Source organism: Nocardioides ochotonae, from assembly GCF_011420305.2.
Taxonomy (GTDB): Bacteria; Actinomycetota; Actinomycetes; order Propionibacteriales; family Nocardioidaceae; genus Nocardioides; species Nocardioides ochotonae.
This window is the reverse complement of sequence record NZ_CP061769.1, coordinates 4,049,315-4,071,980: the sequence shown is the minus strand read 5'-3', so window position 1 is coordinate 4,071,980 and position 22,666 is coordinate 4,049,315. Positions and strand designations below refer to the sequence as shown.

Sequence of the window (22,666 nt, the reverse complement as noted above, 5' to 3'; positions counted from 1 at the left end):
GCGGGTTCAGTCCTGCTCGACGGCGTCCAGCACCAGCCGGGCCGCGGCCCTCTGGCCGGTGGCGAGCGGGTGGTAGGCGAGGGCGTGCCCGGGCACGGTGGCGCGGCCGTTGACCCACGGCTCCTCGGAGCACACGTCGTGGCTGGCGCTGGCGGCGTACAGGTCGACGTGGCGGACGTCGGTCTCGCGGGCGACCTGGCGCTGGACCGCGGCGAGGCGTCGGTTGAGCCCGGCCACCAGGTCGCGGTCGCCGGAGGCGAGCGGCAGCAGCTCGGGGCAGGAGGCGGCCGGCGGGATGACCCGGGGGTAGCCGACCACCACGATCTCGGCGTCCGGTGCGCGTCTGCGGACCTTCTCGATGCTGGCGGTCAGGCGCTCGCCGATGGTCGCGAGCTGCTGGTCGAGCTCCGCGGCCCCGGCGTCGCCGAACCTCTCGGTGCACGGGGCACCGTCCGGGTCGTCGACGCCGAGCTCGGCGCAGCGCACCAGTGTCGCGAAGACCCCGAAGTCGTTGCCGCCGATGCCCATCGTCACCAGATCGGTGTCGGCGTCGAGCGCGCCGAGCTGGGCGGGGACGGTGCCGGCGAAGGTGCGCTGCGGGGCGGTGAGGTTGCCGGTCTCGGCGCCCCCGCAGCTGCGGTCCTCGAGGTCGGCGCCCAGGGCCTCCGCGACCAGGGTGGGGTAGTTGTTCGTGGAGCGCAGGCAGCCGTCGTCGTCGGCCGGCGCGGTGACCAGCGGTGCGGCGGTGAAGGAGTCCCCCAGCGCGACGTAGGAGCCGATCTGCGCGGACTCCTCGCGCTCCACCGGCAGGGTCGGGGTGGCGGTCGGGGTGGGGGCCCGTTCGGCGAGCTTCTCGCCCCGCGAGGCGGAGTCGCTGCACCCGGCCAGGAGGCCGGTCATGAGGGCGGCGGTGAGGACGGGGCCGAGGACGGGGCCGAGGACGGGGGTGGTGAGGGTGCGGGGAGGGCGGCGGTGCGAGGTCACAACAGGTCCAGTACCCGCCGGGCGACCTCGCGCTCGTAGACCTCGAAGGGGTGGAAGGCCAGCGCCGCGTCCGGGTCGGTCGCCGAGCCGTTGACCCAGGGGTCCTCCGAGCAGATGTCGTGGCCCTCGCTGGCCGTCCACATGTCGACGAAGTCGAAGCCGGCCTCGTCGGCCGCGTCCGCGACGGCGTCGTTGAGATCGGCGTTGAGCCCGCGGGCCCAGGCGTAGTCGCCGGGGGCGATCGGGAGCCGGCCGGGGCAGCTGCCCCGGGCGGGGAACAGCTGCGGATAGCCCACCGCGACGACCTGTGCCTGGGGAGCCTGCTCGCGGATCGCGGCGAAGGCGTCGACCAGGTTGGTGCGAACCGTCTGCAACCGGGTGGCCATCGTGACCGCCTGTGCGGCGTCCTGGCTCGTGCACGGCTGCCCGGTCGGGTCGGCCACGCCCAGTCCGGCGCAGTAGCCGAAGAGCAGCGAGGTCAGGTCCTCGTCGTTGCCCCCGATGCCGACCGTGATCACGTCGGTGTCGGCGTCGACGGCGTCCAGCTGCGGGGGATGGGTGTTGTCGAAGATGACCTGGGTCCCGGTGAGTTCGGCCGTGCGGGCCCCGGAGCAGCTCACGTCCACCAGCTCCAGGCCGGCCTCCTCGGCCACGAGCGAGGGGTAGTTGTGGTCCGAGCGCAGGCACCCGCCCGCCGGGTCGCTCTCCGGGATCAGCGGACCGGAGGTGAAGGAGTCGCCCAGGGCGACGTAGGTGCGCGTCTCGCCGCCGCAGCCGGCGACGAGAAGCAGCGCGAGCAACAGCACGGCCGCGACCCGGAGGCCGCGGCCGTGCCGCCGTGCTGCGTGCGGGTGGCCGTCCACGAGGACGACGCTACGTGGCCCGAGGAGGCCGCGCCCCGTCTTCAGCCCCACGTCGAGCCTGGGGCTCAACCCTGGATCAGGGCAGGTCGATCGGACGCAGGACCCGGTTGATGCCGTGGCCGATCTGCTTGTTGCCCTTGTTGATGTCGAGCTGGACCACCTGCGGGTTGGCGTCGCCCTTGTCGAGGTCGACCAGGAAGACCTTGGTCTTCTTGCCCTTGCCCCTGACGTCGATCTTGATCGTCCCGCCGAGCGCCGTGGTGACCTTCGCGCCGTCGGAGGCGAGGACCTTCTTGCTGGTCAGGGTCTTGCCCGCGACGACGTGGTAGAGCAGCACGGCCTCGAGGGTGTCGACGTCGGCGACCGAGGCGAGCGCGTTGAACGTCGCGCGCTCGGTCTTGGGAGCGGAGCCGGCGATGTCCTTGACCAGCGCACGGAAGGCCGCGTCGGTCGGCAGGAAGGCGGTGGCCCGCTTGCCGCCCTGGGTGAGGAGGGCGACCGGGCTGTGCGGCTTGGCGTCGAGGACCGCGAGCACACCCTTCTCGAGGATGTCGAAGTCCTTCCAGTTCTTGTCGAACTTGGTGCCGTCGGCCGCGAGCACCTTGGCCAGGCTCTTGTTGCCGGCCTTCCGCTCGGTCGCGGTGTCCGCGTGGGCGGCGGGCATGACGGCGGTGCTGGCGAGTGCTGCGGTGACCACGCCGCTCAGGGCGAGCTTCAACGTGGTGGAGACGGTGCGCTTCATGGTGCGGTTTCCCTCCGTTGACGGAACATGGGTGTTGTCCTTCAGGCACGGCGCCGGGCCTGTCGGTCGGCCGCCGCGGTGGTTCACGGGTTGTTCGGGGCGGTGGCGTGGACGGATGGGGCCGCGGCGTGATTCGCACAACATTGTTCTCAGCGAACAATAAACCGGCCTCGCTTCACGTGCGAGGGACAGGACTTTGCACCTCGTCTGCCGGAGGATGGCTCTATGGTCAGCCTCACCGATCCCAGTTCCGGTCGCACCAGGTCCCTGCGCGGGACCCTGCGGCGGGTCGCCGAGGCAGCCGTCACGCCGCTCGAGCTCGACGACGTCCTCGATGTCTTCCACCCGCTGCGCGCGGGCGCGCCGCTGCGCGGCAAGGTCGTCGAGGTCCGCCCCGAGACCGCCGGCTCCGCGACCCTGCTGATCAAGCCGGGCAAGGACTGGGCGGGCCACCAGCCCGGGCAGTTCGTGCGCGTCGGCGTCGAGGTCGACGGCGTGCGCCTGTGGCGCACCTACTCGCTGACCCACGGACCCCGCGCCGACGGTTGCATCTCCATCACCGTCAAGGCGATCGAGGGCGGCGCGGTCTCCACGCACCTCGTGCACCGGATGCGCCCCGGGACGATGGTGCAGCTCGGTCAGGCCGAGGGCGACTTCGTGCTCGGCGACCCGGCCCCGGCCAAGCTGCTGCTCGTCACCGCCGGCTCGGGCATCACCCCCGTCATCGGCATGCTGCGCAACCTGTTCTCGCGCGCCGAGCCGGTGCGCACCGACATCGTGCTGCTGCACTCCGCGCAGACCCGGGACGCGGTGCTGTTCGGTGCCGAGCTCCGCGGGTATGCCGACCGCGGCCTGATCCGGCTCGTCGAGCTGCACACCACCGTCACCGGTCGCCTCGAGGTCGCCGACCCCGAGCGCGGCCTGGCCGCACTGGTCCCCGACCTCGCCGAGCGCACGACGTACGCCTGCGGCCCGGCGGGGCTGCTCGACGCGCTCGCCGAGCACCACGACGCGCTCGGCCTGCCGCTGGCGGTGGAGCGCTTCCGCACCGAGATGATCACCCCCGGGGAGGGCGGCTCGGTCGTCCTTACCGGCTCCGGGACCACCGTCGAGATGGACGGTGCCACCACGATCCTCGACGCCGCCGAGGACGCCGGCGTACTGATGCCGAGCGGGTGCCGCATGGGCATCTGCTTCGGCTGCGTGCTCCCGCTGCGTGAGGGCGCCGTGCGCGACCTGCGCAACGGAGAGGTGACCACCGCCGCCCCGGGCGACGGCGTCCGCATCCAGACCTGCATCAGTGCCGCTGCCGGCCCCTGCCACATCGACCACTGACCGTTCCCCCGACCTCCACACGATCTCCACTGCGAGGAGTCCCGCGATGACCGCCATCACCAAGAAGCCCGTCAACCCGATCGCCCACCTGAGCCCCGAGGACATCGAGGACATCGGGCGTGAGCTCGACGCGATCCGCCAGGACATCCTCGAGTCGCGCGGCGAGAGCGACGCGGCGTACATCCGCGGCATGGTGGCCTTCCAGCGCCGCCTCGAGCTCGGCTCCCGCGCGGTGCTGCTCGCCAGCGCCTTCCCGCCCGCCTGGGTGGCCGGCACGGTCGGGCTGAGCGTGGCCAAGATCCTCGAGAACATGGAGATCGGCCACAACGTCATGCACGGCCAGTGGGACTGGATGCGCGACCCGAAGATCCACTCGACGACGTGGGAGTGGGACAACGCCTCCACCGCCGAGGGCTGGAAGCACAGCCACAACGAGGTCCACCACACCTACACCAACATCGTGGGCAAGGACAACGACCTCGGCTGGGGCATCATGCGCATGGACGAGGACCAGCGCTGGCACCCGATGTACCTCGCCCAGCCGCTGCTGAACTTCATCAACGCCTGCTTCTTCGAGTACGGCATCGCCGCCTATGACCTCGAGCTCGGCAAGAACCTGCGCATCCCCAAGGAGCGCCGCAGCGAGACGTTCAAGAGGAACGCCAAGAACACGCTGCGCAAGATCCGCAAGCAGGCCACGAAGGACTACCTCGTGCACCCGGCGATGTCGATCCCGACCGGCTCGTTCGTGCCGACCCTGGCCGCGAACTTCACCGCCAACCTCGTGCGCAACCTGTGGTCGCACTCGGTGATCATGTGCGGTCACTTCCCCGAGGGCGTCGAGACCTTCGAGCGCAACGCGATCCCGGAGAAGGAGACCCGCGGCGAGTGGTACGTGCGCCAGATGCTCGGCTCGGCCAACATCTCCGGCTCCAAGGCCATGCACGTGATGACCGGCAACCTGTCTCACCAGATCGAGCACCACCTGTTCCCGGACCTGCCCTCGAACCGGTACGCCGAGATCGCGCCGAAGGTGAAGGCGCTGTTCGCGAAGTACGAGCTGAACTACCACGAGGCGCCGCTGCCCGTTCAGGTCGCGAGCGCCTGGCACAAGGCCGTCCGGCTCTCGCTGCCCAACGGCTGGCTGGCCACCACCAACGTCAAGAACGCCCCCCAGCAGCTCAAGCTGCTCTGGGCGATGAGCACCAAGGGCGCCAAGGTCCGTCGCGCCGCCCAGGCCCGCCTGCAGCAGCAGGAGCGCAAGCTGGCGAAGGCGGCCTGACCGGCCCCGATCCCTGGGCAACCCGCTGTTTCCGGGGCCTGCGTCACAGCAGCCGTACGTCGAGGTCGGGGCGGACCTCGGGCATGGAGAACCCGCCGCCGCCCAGGGTGAAGATCGTGCCGCGCTGCGTCATGGGCACATCCAAGCAAGAGGTGGCCCGCAGCCCGGCACGGGCGATGTCGGTGGCGAGGCCTAGGCTCAGCACGTGAGGCGACGATGAGCAAGATGGACGCGCTGCGAGCGATGCGCGAGGCGAAGTACGAGGCGGCGCAGAAGGCAGCCGGGAGCGGCACGACGGCCCGGCGCCCGGTGCCCGCATCCGGTGCCCCCGCGAAGCCAGCCGCCAAGGCCACGAAGGCGAAGGCGACCAAGGCGAAGGACACCACGCCGGCCGAGACCCCCGAGGGGGCCGAGGCGCTGTGCGGGCACCGCAACATGAGCGGGCGCACCTGCACCCGCGAGCAGGGGCACGCCGCGAAGTCGCACCGCTACTCCTGAGCCGGCTCCTCGACACACGGCACCGGGCCGGCACCCCCTGAGGGATGCCGGCCCGGCCGGGTCGAACGGGTGGGTCAGTTGTTGTAGTAGGGCTGCGACTGCGGGTTGAAGACGTCCATCCGGACCTTCTTCGCGCTGCGGACGCGGGCGTCATCGAGCTCGAGGACGTCGAAGCCCTTCTGGATGTCGTTGCTGTAGATGCGGCCGTTGTACCAGTACGCCGACCACGATCCGCCGGTCACCAGCTCGGTGTCGGAGATGGGGCCGCGGTCGAACCAGGCGATCTCCTTCGGCTTGCGCGAGTTGGTGAAGTCGAAGACCGAGATGCCGCCCTGGTACCAGGCCTGCACCATGATGTCCTTGCCCTTGACCGGGATGAGCGAGCCGTTGTGGGCCACGCAGTTCTCGGTCGCGGCCTGCGGACGCGGGATCTTGTAGTAGCTGCGGAACGCCAGCTGCGGGGTGCCCTTGCCCGCCTTCTTGGCCTTCTTGCCGGGCTTGCCGGGCTTCTTGCCACCGACGATGTCGTAGATGGCGTTGGCACCCTTGGTGCGCCCGGTCTCCGGGTTGCAGGTCGGCGCGCCGCCGCCACCGAGCTCGTCGGTGAAGACGACCTTGTTCGCCTTGTTGTTGAAGGTGGCGGAGTGCCAGAAGGAGAAGTTCTCCTCGTCGCGGACCTGGTCGATCACCCTCGGGGCCTCGCGGTCGGAGATGTCGAGCAGGATGCCGTCACCCATGCAGGCACCGGCGGCGATGTCCTTGGAGGGGTACGCCGTGATGTCGTGGCAGCCGGTGGTCGGGCGCGAGTAGCCCTCACCCGGGTTGCCCCCGTCGGGGAAGAGCACCGGTGCGGCGACCAGCGAGCTGGAGCCGGGGTCCTTGACCGGCACCTTGACGATGCTGATCTTGTCGTGCGGCGGCTGGCAGTCGGGGAAGGTCTCGTTGGGGGAGTAGGACGAGACGTACACGAAGAGGTTGCGCCCGCGCTTGTCCGGAGCCAGCGTGTGGGTGTGCGAGCCGCAGGCGGTCTCGACCGCGGCGACGTACTGCGGGGACTCCGGGTCGCTGATGTCGAAGACGCGGATGCCCTCCCAGGCATCCTTCTGCTGCGCCGAGAGCGCCGTGCTGCTGCACGAGTCGTCGCTGCGGCTGGAGTCCACCGAGAGGACCAGCAGGTCGCCGTAGACGGAGATGTCGTTCTGCGAGCCGGGGCAGACGACCTGGCTCACGATCCGCGGGTGCTTGGCCCGGGAGACGTCGTAGACCATGAAGCCGTTGTAGTTGCCCGCGAAGGCGTACTTGCCCTTGAACGCCAGGTCGGAGTTGAGCGCCGAGACGTCGGCGAAGGCGCCCTGCTTGGGGATGTTGGCGACCAGGGAGAGGTTGTCGCTGCTGTCGGTCTCGCCGGGCTTGAGTGCCCGTGCGGGGGTCCGCAGCATCGAGAAGTCGTTGCCGGCGATGTCGCAGGCGGCGACGAAGTTGTCGCCGAGCGCCGCGAGCTCCTTGCGCTCCTCCGCGCTGCACCCGTCTGCGGTGGTCTGCGCGACCTCGGGCTCGTCGTGGTCGTCGTCGTGCGCGATCGCGGGCGTGGCAGCGAGGGCCAGGGCCAGGCTGAGCGCGCCGGCCGCGCCTACGGCGAGCTGCCGCCATCCGGTGCTGAGGCGTTTCGAGCCTCGACGTGGTGTGGTCATAGTTCCGAGAACCTTTCGTGGGGGGAGGTGCCTGTTCCCCAGACGCCCGTCTCTGTCATACCGTGTCCCAGATCACGGCGTAAAGATCCCTTCGGGTCTATTCACGCCGATGTCACAACTCCGCACACCCCCTCGACACTCTTCGACAAGGACGCCACGTGGTCTCGGGAACCCCGCGCATCTACCTGTACGCCGCCGCACTCACCGGCGCCCTCCTGCTCCTCCCCGCGTGCTCGGAGGACACCGAACAGGCACCGGCGGACGCCGCGAGCACCACCGGCACCGACGATCTCACCGTGATCGTGCCCGGGAAGCCGGGGGAGACCGCGCGCACCGTGGGACCCGACGACATCGAGGTCGAGGACCCCTGGAACCACGCCGACGTCGCGTTCCTGCAGATGATGATCCCGCACCACGCCCAGGCGCTGGTGATGTCGGAACTGGCCGAGACCCGTGCCTCGGACCCGCGCGTGCGCCGCCTCGCGGAGCGGATCGAGGCGGCCCAGCGCCCCGAGATCCTGGCGATGGCCGGTTGGCTGGAGGAGCGCGGCGTGGAGGTGCCGCGCACCGACGAGGACCCCTCGTCGTACGACCACGGCGAGCACGGGCACAACGAGATGCAGGGGATGCTCACGCCCCAGCAGCTCGCGGCGCTCGAGCGGGCGGACGGCGCGGAGTTCGACAGGCTGTTCCTCGAGGGCATGATCCGCCACCACGAGGGCGCGATCGCGATGGGCGGCGACGTCGCCCGCGACGGTGCCGACGTGCGGGTCAGCGAGATGGCGGCCGAGGTGATGGTCACCCAGCAGGACGAGGTCGACACGATGCGGGCGATGCTCGCCGGCGACTGAGCCCGGCGCCACGTCTTCAGCGCAGGTTCAGCGGCCGTCGGGAAGAATGGACGGTCCCTGATCGTCCGGAGGTTCCCCATGCGCGTGCTCGTCGTCGACGACGAGGTGCGGCTTGCACGCTCGCTGAAGGTGGGGCTGGAGGCCGAGGGCTTCGCGGTCGACGTCGCCCACGACGGCACCGACGGGTTGTGGATGGCGCGCGAGCACGACTACGACGCGATCGTGCTGGACCTGATGCTGCCGGGGATCAACGGCTACCGGGTCTGTGCGGCCCTGCGCGCGGAGCAGAACTGGACCCCGGTGCTGATGCTCACCGCCAAGGACGGCGAGTGGGACCAGGTCGAGGGGCTCGACACCGGTGCCGACGACTACCTGACCAAGCCGTTCTCGTTCCCGGTGCTCGTCGCGCGGCTGCGCGCGGTCGCCCGGCGCGGGGCACGGCCGCGCCCCACCCTGCTCGAGGCGGGCGACCTCCGCGTGGACCCGGCCGCCCGGCGGGTCTGGCGCGGCGAGGAGGAGATCGCGCTGACCGCCCGGGAGTTCTCGCTGCTCGCGTTCCTGGCCCGCCACCGCGGCGACGTCGTCTCCAAGCGGCAGATCCTCGACGCGGTCTGGGACGTCGACTTCGACGGCGACCCGAACATCGTGGAGGTCTACGTCCGCCACCTGCGCAACAAGGTGGACCGGCCCTTCGGTCGCGAGGCGATCCAGACCGTGCGGGGCGCGGGCTACCGGTTGGCGAGCAACGGTGGCTGAGCGCCGCCTGGCCCGTGCGTCGGTGCGGGTGCGGACCACGACCGCCGCCGTGCTCGTGGTCGCCGTCGTGCTGGCCCTGGGCGCGGCCGTGCTGGTGCTCCTGGTGCGCGACTCCCTGCGCGAGGGCCTGGAGAACAGCGCGGAGCAGCGGGCCGCCGACCTGGTCACCCAGATCGAGACGTCCGGGCTCCCGGACTCGGGGACGGCCGACGAGGACCCCGAGGACCCCGAAGACACCGAGGACCCCGACGAGCCCGACGAGCTGGTCTGGCAGGTGCTCGCCCCCGACGGCACGGTGGCCAGCTCCTCCCAGCCGCTCTCCCGCCCGCTGCCGAGCCAGAGCACCGACCGGGCCGAGCTCCCGGGGGCCGACCAGCCCTACGTCGTGGTCACCGAGGACGCCGAGGTCGGTGACCGCGAGTACGTCGTGTCCGTGGCCGCCTCCCTGGAGGACGTCGACGACTCCACCGCCGCGCTGCTCCCGCCGCTGCTGGTCGGCGTACCGCTGGTGCTGCTGCTCGTCGGCGGCACCACCTGGGCGGTGGCGACCCGGGCGCTCGCGCCGGTCGAGCGGATCCGGGAGGAGGTCGAGCAGATCACCGGGGACCGGCTGGACCGCCGGGTCCCCGAGCCGCCCTCGCGCGATGAGATCCACCGGCTGGCCCGCACGATGAACCAGATGCTCGAGCGGCTGGAGAGCTCGCGCGAGCGTCAGCAGCGGTTCGTCGCCGACGCCTCCCACGAGCTGCGCTCGCCGCTGGCCAGCATCCGGCAGACCGCCGAGGTGGCCCAGGCCCACCCGGGAGCGCTGCCCGAGGGCGAGCTCGCCGAGGCGGTGCTCGAGGAGTCCGGGCGCATGCAGCGCCTCGTCGAGCAGCTGCTGGTGCTCACTCGGGCCGGCGAGGCCGCGGGCGCGCACGCCCCGTACGACGTGGACCTCGACGACCTCGCCCTGGCGGAGGCCCGCCGGGTGCGCCGCGGCGGGCTCCAGGTGGACACCTCCGGCATCGGGCCGGGACGTGTGCGCGGCGACGGCGTCGCACTGGGCCAGGTGGTGCGCAACCTCGTCGACAACGCCGTCCGGCACGCCGAGACGACCGTTCGGCTGGCGGTCCGCGAGCGGGCCGAGGACGGGCGGGACCCGGACGTCGAGCTCGTGGTCGAGGACGACGGCCCCGGGATCCCCGAGGCGGAGCGGGAGCGGGTCTTCGATCGGTTCGTGCGGCTCGACGAGGCCCGCGCGCGCGATGCCGGCGGCAGCGGGCTCGGGCTGGCGATCGTCCGGGAGATCGTGACCGCCCACGGCGGCACCGTCGCGATCACCTCGTCGCCGGCCGGCGGTGCCCGGGTCGTGGTGCGGCTCCCGGCCCCCGCCGCACGGACCTGAGGCGAGGACCGAGGAGGGGACCTGAACGCGCGTTCAGGCGGGTTCAGGTGGGCTTCAGCGGCCTCGACGCATGCTGTGGTCGTCCCCCGGGTCGGGGGACGACCACAGCAGAGAGGCATCAGCCATGAACACCACCACGCTTCGCCGCAAGCGCGTCGTCCTGCCCACCCTCGCGGTCCTCGCGGCCGTCGGGATCGGGGGGACCGTCTGGACCGCCACCGCGAACGAGACCGGCGTGGACGGGGCCGAGCGCGACCGGGTCGGCGCGGCCGCCACCGAGGCCGTCGGCGGCACCGTCGTCGACGTCGAGACCAGCGACGACCGGGGTGAGACCTACGAGGTCGAGGTGCGCCTCGACGACGGGTCCGAGGTCGACCTCGCGCTCGACGAGGGCCTCGCGGTGGTCGCGGAGGAGCGCGACGGTGACGACGGGGACGACCACCAGGACACCAACGGCCGGGACACCGACCGGGACGCCGACGACCGCCCGGTCGCCGAGGCGGACCGGACGGCCGCGGAGAAGGCGGCCCTGGGCGCGGTCGAGGGCGCGACGGTCCTCGACGTCGAGGCCAGCGACGACCGGGGCGCGGCCTGGGAGGTCGAGGTCCGCGACGCGGACGGTGCCGAGTGGGACGTCGTGCTCGACGCCGACTTCGGCGTGCTGCGCACCGACGCCGACGGCACCGACGACTGACCCGTGCCGGCGCGGATCCGGGCGCGGCTGCGGGCGGCTACTCGTCGCCGGTCAGGTTGAAGGCCCGCAGTCGGCGCCCGGTCAGCCAGGCACCGAGCGCGATGACCACCACGGAGGCGACCACGGCGTACCAGATCGACAGGTCGTCGACCAGGTGCACGCCGGCGATCGTGTCGACGATCTCGCCGGCCCAGCGGGTGATGCTGAGCCAGCGCACCCCGTCGAGCAGGCCGCCCAGCAGCCCCTCCCAGCCGAGCAGGTAGATCAGCCCGATGACGATGGCGTGCCGGGTCATCACCGACAGCAGGGCGAACAGCGAGCAGTACGCCAGGCCGGCGACCAGGCCGGCGACGAGGAAGCCCAGCGCCAGCGACGGCTCGTTGCCGAGCAGCACCAGACCCGCCACCAGCAGCGGGACGGCGGCGAAGACCACGACGCAGGCCGCCGCGACCGCGAGCTTGCTGGCCACGATCGTGTAGCGCGAGATCGGCTTGGCCAGCAGGTAGGAGATCGAGCCGTCGTCGATCTCGGGGGCGAGCAGCCCGCTGGTCGCCAGCAGCGCGACCAGCGGCACCGTCACGACCAGGCCGAAGGCGTAGAGGGTGTTCTCGGCGGCGCCGGGGTCCGCGCCCACCAGGGCCCGCACCAGCACGGCGAGGCCGACCAGGCTCAGCGGCAGCACGAACAGCAGGGCCCCGCGCCAGCGCCCGAACACGCTGCGCACGCCGAGCCGCACGATCGTCGGGGACAGGACCTGGGCGCTCATGAGGACACCAGGTAGCCGAAGACGCTCTCGAGCGACTCGTCGGTCGGGGTCACCTCGAAGAGCCGGATGCCGTGCTCGCGCGCCAGGCGCGGCAGCACCTCGCTGAACCGCCCGAAGTCCGCGGCCTCCAGCTCGATCCCGCCCTCCGTACGCAGCCGGGCGCCACGCACCGACGGGTCCTGCAGCAGCGCGGCCGCCAGGACCCGGTCGTCGCCGGAGCGGAGCACGAACCGGTTCGGCCGGTCGGTCATCAGCCGGCGGATCGCGCCGAAGTCGCCGGAGGCGGCGTGCCGACCGGCCACCACCACCTCGATCTGACGGGCCACCTGCTCGACCTCCTCGAGGATGTGGGAGCTGAACAGCACCGTGCGGCCCTCGGCGCCCATCGTCCGCAGCAGCTCCATCAGGTGGATGCGCTGGCGCGGGTCCATCCCGTTGAACGGCTCGTCGAGCAGCAGCACCGCCGGGTCGTGCACCAGCGCGGAGGCCATCTTGATCCGCTGCCGCATGCCCTTGGAGTACGTCGAGATCGAGCGGTCCTGGGCGTCGGTGAGCTCGATCATCGCGATCGCCCGCTGGGCGGCCGCACCGGGGTCGGGCAGGCCGTGCAGCTCGGCGTTCGCGACCACGAACTGGCGCCCGGTCAGGTAGTCGAACAGCGCCTCGCGCTCGGGGACCAGCCCGATCTTGCGGTACACCTGCTCGTTGCGCCACAGCGGCTCCCCGTCGAGGGTGACCGTCCCCGCGGAGGGCGCCAGGAACCCCGACATCAGCGCGATCAGCGTGGACTTGCCGGCGCCGTTGGGGCCGAGCAGGCCGGTGACGCCGGGGCCGATGCTCATCGAGACGTCGTTGACCGCGACGACGTTGCGGTACCACCGGGAGACGTGGTCGATCACGATCGTGCTCATCTCAGTCGACCCTCCGGTAGCGGACCAGCAGCGCGACGATCGAGCCCAGGACGACCGCGAGGACGCCGAGCACGTGGAGGAGCCCCATCGCGGTGCCCTCGGGCGGCGTCGCGGTGGCGGCGGGGGAGTCGAAGAGGAACACCTGCACCCCGTTGACGAGCGTGTACGGCGAGAACAGTCCGGCGATCCGCCCGACCGTGTCGTGGTCGGTCGAGGCGGCGACACCCTGCACGGTCGAGACCAGCGTGAAGCTCACCAGCAGCACCACGATCACCGCGGTCACCGCCAGCCCGCGGCGTACCGTCAGGGCGGCCACGACGGCGGCGAGGCTGGCCAGGCAGGCGGCGAGCAGCGCAGCGCCGACCAGCCCGCCCAGGAACCGGCCGGTCTCCCGGGCCAGCGGCAGGTCGGCGAGGACCCCGCCGACGTACATCAGCAGCAGCGGCGCGCCGATCAGCACGAAGGTCGCCACGGTCAGGGAGGCCAGCCGCACCAGCACGTAGGTGCGTCGCCGCATCGGCCGGGCCAGGTAGAGGGTGATCGTGCGGAAGCGCAGGTCGCGCGAGATCAGCGCGGGTGCCTGGGAGGCCACGAACACCGAGATCAGCAGCTGGGTGGTGATCGGGTAGGTGGAGTAGGCGACCAGTTGCTCGTCGAGGCCGAGCAGGTCGCGGGCCTGCACCAGCACGCCGACCAGGATCAGGGCCGGCAGCAGCATCAGCCCGAGCAGCAGCATCGGCAGCACCTTCGAGCGCCCGGAGCGGCCCAGGCCGTAGGTGTGCCGCAGGCCGCTGAGGAAGAACGCCCGGGCCACCGCCGGCTCGCCGAGACGGGGGCCGGTGTAGCGCCGGTAGCCGAGGTCGTGGATGACGCCGGTGCCGGCGGGCGGCATGGCCGGGTCGGGGGAGCGCTCAGACGGGCTGGACACTGCCGGCACCCCCGTCGCGGAAGACGTCCTCGATGCGGTGGTGGCGCTCCTGCATCCGCACCAGGCCGAGGCCGAGGTCGACGGTCAGGTCGCGGACCACGTCGCGAGTGTGCTCGTCGCGCACGTCCACCTCGACCAGGCGTCCCTCGGCCGGCCGCGCCACCAGGCCGGCGTCGAGCAGGGCCTGCCCGAGCAGCCGGTCGGCGTCGGGGCGGCCCTGCACCTCGACGAGCAGGCTGCCGGTGGCGTGCAGGAACTCGGAGGTCGCCGAGGAGCGCAGCAGCCGTCCGGCGTCGAGGACGACGATGTGGTCGCTGACCCGCTCCAGCTCGCCGAGCAGGTGGGAGGTCACCAGGACCGAGATGCCGAACTCGGTGCCGATCCGGCGTACCAGCGCGAGCATGTCGTCGCGGGCCGAGGGGTCCAGGCCGTTGGTCGGCTCGTCGAGCAGCACCAGTTGCGGGTCGTGCACGAGCGCCTGGGCGAGCTTGGCGCGCTGCTTCATGCCGGTGGAGTAGCCGCCGATCGGGCGGTAGCGCTCCTCGGCGAGACCCACGTGGCGCAGCACGTCGGAGGCCCGCTCGCGCGCCGCCGGGTAGGGCAGCCCGGACATCTGGCCCAGGTGCACCACCAGGTCGCTGGCGGAGACGTCGGCGGGCAGGCAATCGTGCTCGGGCATGTAGCCGACCAGGGCCCGGATCGCGGCGCCCTCGGTGGCCACGTCGTGGCCGAGCACCCGGGCGCTGCCGTCGGTCGCCGGCAGCAGGCCCAGCAGGATCTTGATCAGCGTGGACTTCCCGGCGCCGTTGGCCCCGACCAGCCCGGTGACCCCCTCCCCGACGCGCACGTCGAGGTGGTCGAGGGCCGTGACGCGCGGGTAGCGCTTGGTGAGTCCCGCGGTCTCGATCACTGCCACGTGCGCCACGGTAGCCCCCGGCGCCCGACCTGATCTGCCGATCGGGCCGGCGATCATGCCTCCAGTGCGGACTGCACCACCGCCCGGGCCTCCTCCTGCACCTGGGCGAGGTGGTCGGGGCCGCGGAAGGACTCGGCGTAGATCTTGTAGACGTCCTCGGTGCCGGAGGGGCGCGCGGCGAACCACGCGGACTCCGTGGTCACCTTGAGCCCGCCGATCGGGGCGCCGTTGCCGGGCGCCTCGGTGAGGCGGGCGGTGATCGGCTCGCCGGCGAGGCTGGTGGCCGTGACGGCGTCGGGGGAGAGCGCGGCCAGCGCCGCCTTCTGCTCGCGGGTGGCGGGGGCGTCGATGCGGGCGTACGCCGGCTCGCCGTGCTCCGCGACCAGCGCGGCGTAGCGCTGCGAGGGGGCCTCGCCGGTGGTCGCGAGGATCTCGGCGCCGAGCAGGCAGAGCAGCAGCCCGTCCTTGTCGGTGGTCCACACCGAGCCGTCGCGGCGCAGGAACGAGGCGCCGGCGGACTCCTCCCCGCCGAAGCCGAAGGAGCCGTCGAGCAGCCCGGGGACGAACCACTTGAACCCGACCGGCACCTCGACCAGCGGCTTGCCGATCGAGGCGGCGACCCGGTCGATCATCGAGGAGGAGACCAGCGTCTTGCCGATCCGCGCGGTGGCCGGCCAGTCCGGGCGGGCGCCGCCGAAGAGGTGGCCGATCGCGACGGCGAGGAAGTGGTTGGGGTTCATCAGCCCGGCGTCGGGGGTGACGATGCCGTGCCGGTCGGCGTCCGCGTCGTTGCCGGTCGCGATGTCGTAGGCCGCGCGCTGCTCGACCAGCGAGGCCATCGCGGAGGGCGAGGAGCAGTCCATCCGGATCTTGCCGTCCCAGTCCAGGGTCATGAACCGCCAGGTGGGGTCGACCAGCGGGTTGACGACCGTGAGGTCCAGGCGGTGCCGCTCGGCGATGGCGCCCCAGTAGTCCACCGACGCCCCACCCAGCGGGTCCGCGCCGATGCGCACGCCGGCGCCGCGGATCGCGTCCAGGTCGAGCACCGAGGGCAGGTCGTCGACGTAGCTGCCGAGGAAGTCGTAGGTGCCGGCCGCGCGACGGGCCCGGGCGAACGGGACCCGGCGTACGTCGGCCAGGCCGCCGCGGATCAGCTCGTTGGCGCGCTTCGCGATCGCCGAGGTGGCCTCGGAGCCGGCGGGGCCGCCGTGCGGCGGGTTGTACTTGAAGCCACCGTCGGCCGGCGGGTTGTGCGAGGGCGTCACCACGATGCCGTCGGCGAGGCCGGGGCCGGTGCTCCGCCCGCCGTTGGCGCGCAGGATCGCGTGCGAGACCGCCGGGGTCGGGGTGTAGCGGTCGGCCGCGTCCACCAGCACCGTGACGTCGTTGGCGGCGAGCACCTCGAGCGCGGTGGCCCAGGCGGGCTCGGACAGCGCGTGGGTGTCGCGGCCGAGGAAGAGCGGGCCGTCGTACCCCTGCTCGCGGCGGTGGTCGCAGATCGCCTGGGTGGTGGCGAGGATGTGGGTCTCGTTGAACGACGAGCGCAGCGAGGAGCCGCGGTGCCCGCTGGTGCCGAAGGCGACCTGCTGGTCGGGGTCCTCGGGGTCGGGGGTGCGGGTGAAGTACGCCGTGACCAGGTGGGGCACGTCGATGAGGTCCTCGGGGCGGGCGGGCTGTCCTGCGCGTGCGTCGGGCATGGGGACATGATGGCGTCCCCGGCGCCGGAACGTCACGACGCGTTCCGAAGTCCCGGCGGGGTGGCCGCGGCGGTGCGATGATTCCTCCCATGCGTCGCATCCGTCACGCCGGCGCTGGGGACCCGCGATGAGGTTCGCCCGCACGCTCGCGCTGGGGGTCGCGTTCCTCGCCTTCATGCTCCTCGGGCCGGTCGTGCTGCTCCTGGTCGCCGGCCTGCTCGCGGTGCCGCGGGTGCGCGCCTGGCTGCGTCCGACCTGGCGGGTCGTGGCGGCCTGGACGGGCGCGGTCGTGGTGGTCACCGGACTGGTCGTGGTGATCCCGGACGGCTGGCTGCCGGTGCCGCCGGGGCCGGGTCTCGCGGTCGCGCCGTCGTACCTGGGCCGACCGGCGCGGGTGCAGCCGATCGAGATGACCGTGCCCCAGCACCCGGCAATGGCCCCGAACGGGCGCAGCACGATGCACAACGACGCCTGGTCGAGCGACGCCTACGCCGGGCCCGGTCCGGTCGGCGACTCCGTCGAGGTCGACAGCGCGTGGTTCGGCCTGGAGGAGTGCGCGACGCTGGCCTTTGACGGCCACGGTCGGCTGGTGGCGCTGTGCGGCGACCTGTCCGGCCCCACGCTGCGGGTGCTGGATCCCGACTCGATGCGGCCGCTCGCGACGAAGGCGCTGCCCGAGCGCGCCGAGAGCGACGTGCGGCCGTGGGAGGACCTGTGCGGCGGGTCGTACTTCTACCTCGACGCCTCGGACCGCGCGGTGCTCGCGACCACCGACCGGCGGGTGCTGGTGGTGTCCACCTCCGACGCCGAGGGCGAGCCCGACCTGACCACCGAGGCGACCCACGACCTGAGCTCGGTGGTGCCGGCCTCGGACTGCCTGGTGGCGCTGATGCCGGACTGGGCGGGCCGGATCTGGTGGGTCACCCAGGAGGGCCGGGTCGGCACCATCGCCCGCGACGGCCGGCTCGCCGTGCTCGAGCTCGGCGAGGAGGTCGCCAACTCGATGTCGGTCGACGCGACCGGGGTCTACCTGGTCACCACCGAGGCGCTGCACAAGCTCAGCGCCGATCGCCGGGACCGGCCGGTGGTGCAGTGGCGCACGGCGTACGACCGCGGGAGCGAGCGCAAGCCAGGGCAGCTGACCCAGGGCAGTGGCACCACGCCGACGATCCTGCCGGGCGGGATCGTGGCGATCACCGACAACGCCGAGCCCCGCATGAACGTCGTGTTCGTGCGCGCCGAGGACGGCGCCGAGATGTGCCGGGCCGCGGTGTTCGACGAGGGCGCGAGCGCGACCGAGAACTCGCTGGTCGCGGTTGGCGACGGGGTCGTGGTGGAGAACAACCACGGCTACACCGCGCCGTGGCGCACCCTGCTGGGCCGCAGCACCACCGGCGGGTTCGCGCGGGTCGATCACGGTGACGGCGAGTGCCGGGTGGTGTGGACCTCCGAGGAGGTGGCGCCGTCCTCGGTGGCGAAGGCGTCGCTCGCGACCGGGCTGGTCTACGCCTGGACCAAGCCGCGCAGCTGGTGGGGCGTCAACGCGTGGTACTTCACCGCCCTCGACGCCCGCACCGGGCGCACCGTCTTCTCCGTGCGCGCCGGGCTCGGCACCTTGATGAACAACCACTACGCCGCGATCACCCTCGGCCCCGACGGCGCGGCGTACATCGCCACGCTGGGCGGGATGGTGCGGGTGCGGGACAAGGGGTGAATGTGCGCCTCCGCCCCCATGTAACGCGGGGTTATCGTCGCTTCACACGTGGTGTACGACGTGGGAAGCGACAAGGACACCGCGTTACAGCTGGCCGGGCCGGTCCTCCGTGCTGTCGTCGGCGCTCTCCTCTGGGCGCTCCTCGAGGCTCGCCCGCGCCGCCGCCCGCCGCTCGGCCTGGTGGCGCCGGCGGCGTACCTCACCACGGGCGAGCACGTAGGCCAGCACCACCGGCCAGACGTACGACGCGTTGTCGAGCACCCAGGCCAGCCAGCCGGGCAGAGACCAGTCCGGCCACGGGATGCTCGGCAGGTCCGGCCACGGGATCGAGGGCAACGACCAGTCCGGCCAGGGGATGCTCGGCAGGTCCCAGTCCGGCCACGGGATGGTCAGGGCGACGCGCGCCAGAAGCGCCGCGAGGAGGATCGGCACCAGGACGGTGGCCACCCCGCCCGCGGTCTGGATCGCGGCGTACCGGCGCGGGTGGGCGAGCACCTTGTCCTCGTACGCCGCGGCGCGCGAGCCCGGCTCCGGGTCCAGGTCGATCCCGCCGAGACCGGTGAGCGAGGTCAGCTCGGAGGCCTCGTCGGGGGAGTACCAGGTCGCGCGGCGGGGGCGGCCCATCCGGGTGAACACCACCCCGACCATGCCGAGGCCGTCCGGGAGCGCGGCGCGGTCGGCCTCGTCGAGGCCGTCGCCGGGCTTGACCCGGATCTTGTCGTCCATCGACTTCTTGCGCGCGACGACGACTCCGTCGCGCAGCCAGGTGACCTGCCGGTTGACCGAGCCGCGCACCTCCACCCGCTGCCGGCCCCCGGCGGTCACGAGGTCCCAGGCCTGGTCGGGTGCTACGTCGCTCACCGCCCGACGATATCGAGCCACGCCGCCGCACGTCGCGCCCGGCTCGAGGGTCAGAACTCTCGACTCGACCCTCAAAGGTCTCGACTCGACCGTCAGAACTCTCGACTCGACCCTCAAAGGTCTCGACTCGACCGGGGGTTCAGGGGTAGCGGATGCCGGTGACCTCTTCGCTGAGCTCCCACAGCCGGCGCTGGGCGTCCGCGTCGTGGGCGCGGGCGTTGGCCTCGACGACGCGGGGCAGGCCGGACATCTCGCCGGGGCCGCCCGGGCCGCAGTAGGTCGCGCCGGGGAGGTCGGCGGTGGCGGCCATCAGGGTCGGCTGGGCGCCCGCGGCGGCGCTCTGGGAGACCCCGCGGATGGCGGCGTCGAGGATGGAGGCGAGGCCGCCGCGGGAGCGGCCGTACTGCCCGTTCGCGGCCAGGTGGGTGCCGGCGAAGCCGGGGTGCGCGGCGAGGGCCTTGACCGGCAGCGCGGCCTCGCGGGCGCGCCGGTCGAGCTCGAAGGTGAACAGCAGGTTGGCCAGCTTGCTCTGCCCGTAGACGTGCCAGCGGTGGTAGCGCCCGCTCGAGCGCCGCGGGTCCCCGAGCGGGGCACTGCGCGCGACGCGGTGCATGGTCGAGGACACCGTCACCACGGTCGCCGAGGTGCTCGCCACCAGCTGGGGCAGCAGCAGGCCGGTCAGCAGGAACGGCCCGAAGTGGTTGGTCGCCATCTGCCGCTCGAGGCCGTCGGTCGTGCGGGAGTACGGCGTGCCCATGACGCCGGCGTTGTTGACCAGCACGTCGATCGGCCCGAGCGCCGCGGCGGCCGCGCCGGCCCGGCGTACCGAGTCCAGGTCGGCGAGGTCGACGCGCAGCCGGTCCAGCTCGGCGTCGGGCACCTCCGCGCGGATCGCCGCGGTGGTCTCGTCGAGCCGCTCCTCGCTGCGCCCGGCCAGCACCACCCGGGCGCCGCGGCGGGCCAGCTCGAGGGCGGTGTGGTGGCCCAGCCCGCCCGTGCTCGTGCCGGTGATCAGCACCGTGCGCCCGCTCTGGTCGGGCATGTCGGCCAGCCGCCAGCTGTCCACGGGTACGCCGCTCACGGCGTGGTGGCCATCGCCTCGAGGACACGCTGGCCGAGGGCCGGGTCGCCCTCCAGGTGCACCGCGTCCGGGCCCACCGCGCGCCGGCCACCGGCGAGCAGCAGGAAGCTCTCGCGGCCGGTGCGCAGCCGCACCGTCGGCTCAGCCGGGATTTCGGGAAGGCGCTCGCCGCGGCGGGCGTCGTTGACCACGAACGCGACCGGCTCGCTGCCCTCGACCTCCGCGACCAGGGTGGTGCCCGCGGGCGCCCCGACCCGCTTGGCCAGCACGAACCCGATGCTCTCCAGCAGGTAGTCGGTGCTGTGCCGGGCCGCTCGGCTGTCGAGGCCGCCGGGGATCTGGACCGCGCGGCGTACGTCCTGCTCGTGCATCCACACGTCCAGCGGCCGGTTGCGCAGCAGCGTGCGCCAGTCCCACGGCACCCCGCCGAAGACCCGCTCCGGACGCGCGGAGGCGTCGGTGGGCGGGTCGGCCAGCAGCGCGGTGTGGCGCGCGGTGGCCGACTCGCGGATCTCGCGGATCAGCTCGTCCGGGGTCGCGGTGCGCCGGTTGACCGGGCCGATCTCGGTGTAGAGGCCCATCGCCCCGGTCACGTGCGCGGGCTCGCCGACCTCGGCCTGCTCCTCGACGCCGGTGGCGAGCACCTTCTCCAGGTGCGCGACGTGCGCGGCGACCGCGCGGACGTCCCAGCCGGGGAGGTCGGTCGGTGCGTCCCACTGCTCCTCGGGGATCTGCTCCAGCAGCGTGGTGAAGTCGTCGATCGCCTCCCACCAGACCTCGACGTATCCGGCCAGGAGCTCGGCATCAGTCATGCGGGGCAGCGTAGACGTACCGTGGGTACCCGCGCCGGTGCCGCTGCGGGCGGGCAACCGGCCCCGGAGCACAATCGTGCGGTGAGCATCCGCCCCCGCGTCCGCGCCCCCGAGCTCGAGGGCCGCGGCTGGTTGAACACCGACGGCCCCCTGACCCTGAAGGACCTGCGCGGCCGCTTCGTGCTGCTGGACTTCTGGACGTTCTGCTGCATCAACTGCCTGCACGTCCTCGACGAGCTGCGCCCGGTGGAGGAGGAGTACGCCGAGGAACTGGTCGTCATCGGCGTGCACTCCCCGAAGTTCGTCCACGAGGCCGACCCGGTGGCGCTGGCCCAGGCCGTGGAGCGCTACTCGGTGCACCACCCGGTGCTCGACGACCCCGACCTGGTCACCTGGCGCGCCTACACCGCCCGGGCCTGGCCGACGCTGGTGCTCATCGACCCCGAGGGCTACGTCGTCGCGCAGTACGCCGGGGAGGGCCACGCCCACGCGATCGCCGCGCTCCTGGGCGAGCTGGTCCCGGCGCACCGCGAGCGCGGCACCCTGCAGCCCGGCGACTCGCCGTACGTCCCGGTGGCGGTGGAGCCGACCGACCTGCGTTTCCCGGCGAAGGCGGTGCCGGTGGGCGACGGGCGCGTGCTCGTCGCCGACGCCGGGCACGACGCGGTCGTGGAGCTGGACGCCGAGGGGGCGGTGCGGCGGCGCTTCGAGGGGTTCCGCGAGCCCAACGGGCTGTGTCTGCTGCCTCCGGAGGTCGCCGCCGAGGTGGGCTACGACGTGGTGGTCGCCGACACCGTCGCGCACCGGCTGCGCGGGATCTCGCTGGCCGACGGCGAGGTGCGCACGCTCGCCGGCGACGGCACCCAGTGGATGCAGGGCGACGGCAGCGACCGGCTCTCCAGCCCGTGGGACGTCGCGTGGTGGAACGACCGGGTCTGGGTCGCGATGGCCGGGATCCACCAGCTGTGGACCCTCGACCCGCGCACCGGCGCGGTGGAGGTCGTGGTCGGCACCAGCAACGAGGGGCTGCTCGACGGGTCGGGCGCCGAGGCGTGGCTCGCCCAGACCTCCGGGCTGGCGCCGGACGGCGAACGGCTCTGGCTCGCCGACTCCGAGATCTCGGCGCTGCGCTGGGTGGAGACGGGCCCCGACGGCGACGGCTGGGCGGTGCGCACGGCGGTCGGCAGCGGGCTGTTCGACTTCGGCTTCCGCGACGGCCCGGCCGAGCAGGCGCTCCTCCAGCACCCGCTCGGGGTGACGGTGCTGCCCGACGGCAGCGTCGCGGTCTGCGACACCTACAACGGCGCGCTGCGCCGCTTCGACCCCGCGACCGGCGAGGTGAGCACGCTCGCCACCGACCTGGCCGAGCCGAGCGGTGCCTACGTCGACGCTGGTGCCGAGGCGGGGCCCGCGCAGCTGGTCGTCGTGGAGTCCGGCGCGCACCGGTTGACCCGGGTCCCGCTCGGTGCCGCGGCCACCCGCACCGACGGGTTCGCGCACACCACCCAGCGCCCGGTGACCGACGTGCCGGCCGATCTCGAGCTGGTGATCACCTTCGAGCCGCCGCCGGGGCAGAAGGTCGACGACCGCTTCGGCCCGGCCACCCAGCTCATCGTGGAGGCGACCCCGCCGGCGCTGCTGCGCGAGGGCGCCGGCCGCGGCACCGACCTGGTCCGCCGCCTGGTCCTGGACCGCCACGTGGGCGACGGGGTGCTCCACGTCGCCGCGCGCGCCGCCTCCTGCGACGCCGACGGCGGCGAGGGCGCCGCCTGCCGCATGCACCAGCAGGACTGGGGCGTGCCGGTGCGGATCAGCGACGCCGACCCCTCCGGCCGGCTGCACCTCCCGCTCGGCGGCGTACCGCAGGAGTGAGGGCGCCCGCGGCCTGTAACGCGGG

21 protein-coding genes are annotated in these 22,666 nt (G+C 72.9%); 9 read left to right on the top strand and 12 right to left on the bottom strand.

Translation table 11 applies throughout. The features are described 5' to 3' along the window. Window positions 1-6: 6 nt before the first annotated feature. The 3 genes from HBO46_RS19565 to HBO46_RS19555 form a co-directional block, all read right to left on the bottom strand. Window positions 7-984 (bottom strand): SGNH/GDSL hydrolase family protein, encoded by a 978-nt coding sequence (locus tag HBO46_RS19565; protein WP_166134732.1) that lies wholly within the window; start codon window positions 982-984, stop codon window positions 7-9. After that, the gene (locus HBO46_RS19560; protein WP_166134729.1) at window positions 981-1,847 is read right to left on the bottom strand and encodes an SGNH/GDSL hydrolase family protein; all 867 of its coding nucleotides are present in this window, start codon (window positions 1,845-1,847) and stop codon (window positions 981-983) included. The genes HBO46_RS19565 and HBO46_RS19560 overlap by 4 nt, the downstream gene beginning before the upstream one ends. Window positions 1,848-1,923: 76 nt before the next feature. After that, window positions 1,924-2,589 (bottom strand): fasciclin domain-containing protein, encoded by a 666-nt coding sequence (locus HBO46_RS19555; protein ID WP_166134726.1) that lies wholly within the window; start codon window positions 2,587-2,589, stop codon window positions 1,924-1,926. A 225-nt stretch (window positions 2,590-2,814) separates the two neighbouring features. On the opposite strand from HBO46_RS19555, the gene HBO46_RS19550 reads away from it, so the two are divergent. The 3 genes from HBO46_RS19550 (at window position 2,815) to HBO46_RS19540 (ending at window position 5,704) form a co-directional block, all read left to right on the top strand. Next, on the top strand, window positions 2,815-3,924 hold the full coding sequence (locus HBO46_RS19550; protein WP_166134723.1) for a ferredoxin reductase: 1,110 nt from the start codon (window positions 2,815-2,817) through the stop codon (window positions 3,922-3,924). Between the two features lie 46 nt (window positions 3,925-3,970). Next, window positions 3,971-5,206 (top strand): fatty acid desaturase family protein, encoded by a 1,236-nt coding sequence (locus tag HBO46_RS19545; RefSeq protein WP_166134720.1) that lies wholly within the window; start codon window positions 3,971-3,973, stop codon window positions 5,204-5,206. Window positions 5,207-5,422: 216 nt separating this feature from the next. Further along, complete coding sequence (locus HBO46_RS19540) at window positions 5,423-5,704, top strand: hypothetical protein (protein ID WP_166134717.1); 282 nt, start codon at window positions 5,423-5,425, stop codon at window positions 5,702-5,704. Between the two features lie 74 nt (window positions 5,705-5,778). Here the strand turns inward: HBO46_RS19540 and HBO46_RS19535 are convergent, their stop codons facing one another. Beyond that, window positions 5,779-7,395 carry an LVIVD repeat-containing protein gene (locus tag HBO46_RS19535; protein ID WP_166134714.1) on the bottom strand — a complete coding sequence of 539 codons (1,617 nt, stop codon included), beginning with the start codon at window positions 7,393-7,395 and terminating at the stop codon, window positions 5,779-5,781. A gap of 158 nt (window positions 7,396-7,553) precedes the next feature. On the opposite strand from HBO46_RS19535, the gene HBO46_RS19530 reads away from it, so the two are divergent. The 4 genes from HBO46_RS19530 (at window position 7,554) to HBO46_RS19515 (ending at window position 11,083) form a co-directional block, all read left to right on the top strand. Further along, window positions 7,554-8,246: a DUF305 domain-containing protein gene (locus HBO46_RS19530; RefSeq protein WP_166134711.1), complete on the top strand. Its 693-nt coding sequence runs from the start codon at window positions 7,554-7,556 to the stop codon at window positions 8,244-8,246. A gap of 78 nt (window positions 8,247-8,324) precedes the next feature. Then, window positions 8,325-9,002 (top strand): response regulator transcription factor, encoded by a 678-nt coding sequence (locus HBO46_RS19525; protein ID WP_166134708.1) that lies wholly within the window; start codon window positions 8,325-8,327, stop codon window positions 9,000-9,002. Beyond that, window positions 8,995-10,389: a sensor histidine kinase gene (locus HBO46_RS19520; protein ID WP_166134705.1), complete on the top strand. Its 1,395-nt coding sequence runs from the start codon at window positions 8,995-8,997 to the stop codon at window positions 10,387-10,389. The genes HBO46_RS19525 and HBO46_RS19520 overlap by 8 nt, the downstream gene beginning before the upstream one ends. Before the next feature lie 124 nt (window positions 10,390-10,513). After that, window positions 10,514-11,083: a PepSY domain-containing protein gene (locus HBO46_RS19515; RefSeq protein ID WP_224769261.1), complete on the top strand. Its 570-nt coding sequence runs from the start codon at window positions 10,514-10,516 to the stop codon at window positions 11,081-11,083. 37 nt (window positions 11,084-11,120) lie between these two features. Here the strand turns inward: HBO46_RS19515 and HBO46_RS19510 are convergent, their stop codons facing one another. The 5 genes from HBO46_RS19510 to pgm are packed head-to-tail and all read right to left on the bottom strand — an operon-like array spanning window position 11,121 to window position 16,301. Then, window positions 11,121-11,849, bottom strand: coding sequence for an ABC transporter permease (locus HBO46_RS19510; protein WP_166134702.1), 729 nt, complete (start codon window positions 11,847-11,849; stop codon window positions 11,121-11,123). Further along, window positions 11,846-12,760: an ABC transporter ATP-binding protein gene (locus HBO46_RS19505; RefSeq protein ID WP_166134699.1), complete on the bottom strand. Its 915-nt coding sequence runs from the start codon at window positions 12,758-12,760 to the stop codon at window positions 11,846-11,848. The genes HBO46_RS19510 and HBO46_RS19505 overlap by 4 nt, the downstream gene beginning before the upstream one ends. Before the next feature lies 1 nt (window position 12,761). Continuing rightward, on the bottom strand, window positions 12,762-13,688 hold the full coding sequence (locus HBO46_RS19500; RefSeq protein WP_166134696.1) for an ABC transporter permease subunit: 927 nt from the start codon (window positions 13,686-13,688) through the stop codon (window positions 12,762-12,764). Further along, the gene (locus HBO46_RS19495; protein ID WP_224769260.1) at window positions 13,672-14,604 is read right to left on the bottom strand and encodes an ABC transporter ATP-binding protein; all 933 of its coding nucleotides are present in this window, start codon (window positions 14,602-14,604) and stop codon (window positions 13,672-13,674) included. The genes HBO46_RS19500 and HBO46_RS19495 overlap by 17 nt, the downstream gene beginning before the upstream one ends. 53 nt (window positions 14,605-14,657) lie before the next feature. Beyond that, window positions 14,658-16,301, bottom strand: a complete 1,644-nt coding sequence (gene pgm / locus HBO46_RS19490) for a phosphoglucomutase (alpha-D-glucose-1,6-bisphosphate-dependent) (protein ID WP_166134690.1) — start codon at window positions 16,299-16,301, stop codon at window positions 14,658-14,660. Between the two features lie 127 nt (window positions 16,302-16,428). On the opposite strand from pgm, the gene HBO46_RS19485 reads away from it, so the two are divergent. Further along, window positions 16,429-18,015 carry a hypothetical protein gene (locus tag HBO46_RS19485; protein ID WP_166134687.1) on the top strand — a complete coding sequence of 529 codons (1,587 nt, stop codon included), beginning with the start codon at window positions 16,429-16,431 and terminating at the stop codon, window positions 18,013-18,015. An 84-nt stretch (window positions 18,016-18,099) separates the two neighbouring features. On the opposite strand, the gene HBO46_RS19480 is transcribed toward HBO46_RS19485, so the two are convergent. The 3 genes from HBO46_RS19480 to HBO46_RS19470 form a co-directional block, all read right to left on the bottom strand. After that, window positions 18,100-18,876, bottom strand: a complete 777-nt coding sequence (locus HBO46_RS19480) for a hypothetical protein (protein ID WP_166134685.1) — start codon at window positions 18,874-18,876, stop codon at window positions 18,100-18,102. A 139-nt stretch (window positions 18,877-19,015) separates the two neighbouring features. Beyond that, window positions 19,016-19,957 (bottom strand): oxidoreductase, encoded by a 942-nt coding sequence (locus tag HBO46_RS19475; RefSeq protein ID WP_224769259.1) that lies wholly within the window; start codon window positions 19,955-19,957, stop codon window positions 19,016-19,018. Continuing rightward, window positions 19,954-20,769: a maleylpyruvate isomerase family mycothiol-dependent enzyme gene (locus HBO46_RS19470; protein WP_166134683.1), complete on the bottom strand. Its 816-nt coding sequence runs from the start codon at window positions 20,767-20,769 to the stop codon at window positions 19,954-19,956. The genes HBO46_RS19475 and HBO46_RS19470 overlap by 4 nt, the downstream gene beginning before the upstream one ends. An 81-nt stretch (window positions 20,770-20,850) precedes the next feature. Here HBO46_RS19470 and HBO46_RS19465 point away from each other — a divergent pair, with 81 nt between their 5' ends. Next, window positions 20,851-22,641, top strand: a complete 1,791-nt coding sequence (locus tag HBO46_RS19465) for an NHL domain-containing thioredoxin family protein (protein WP_166134680.1) — start codon at window positions 20,851-20,853, stop codon at window positions 22,639-22,641. Window positions 22,642-22,666 lie beyond the last annotated feature (25 nt).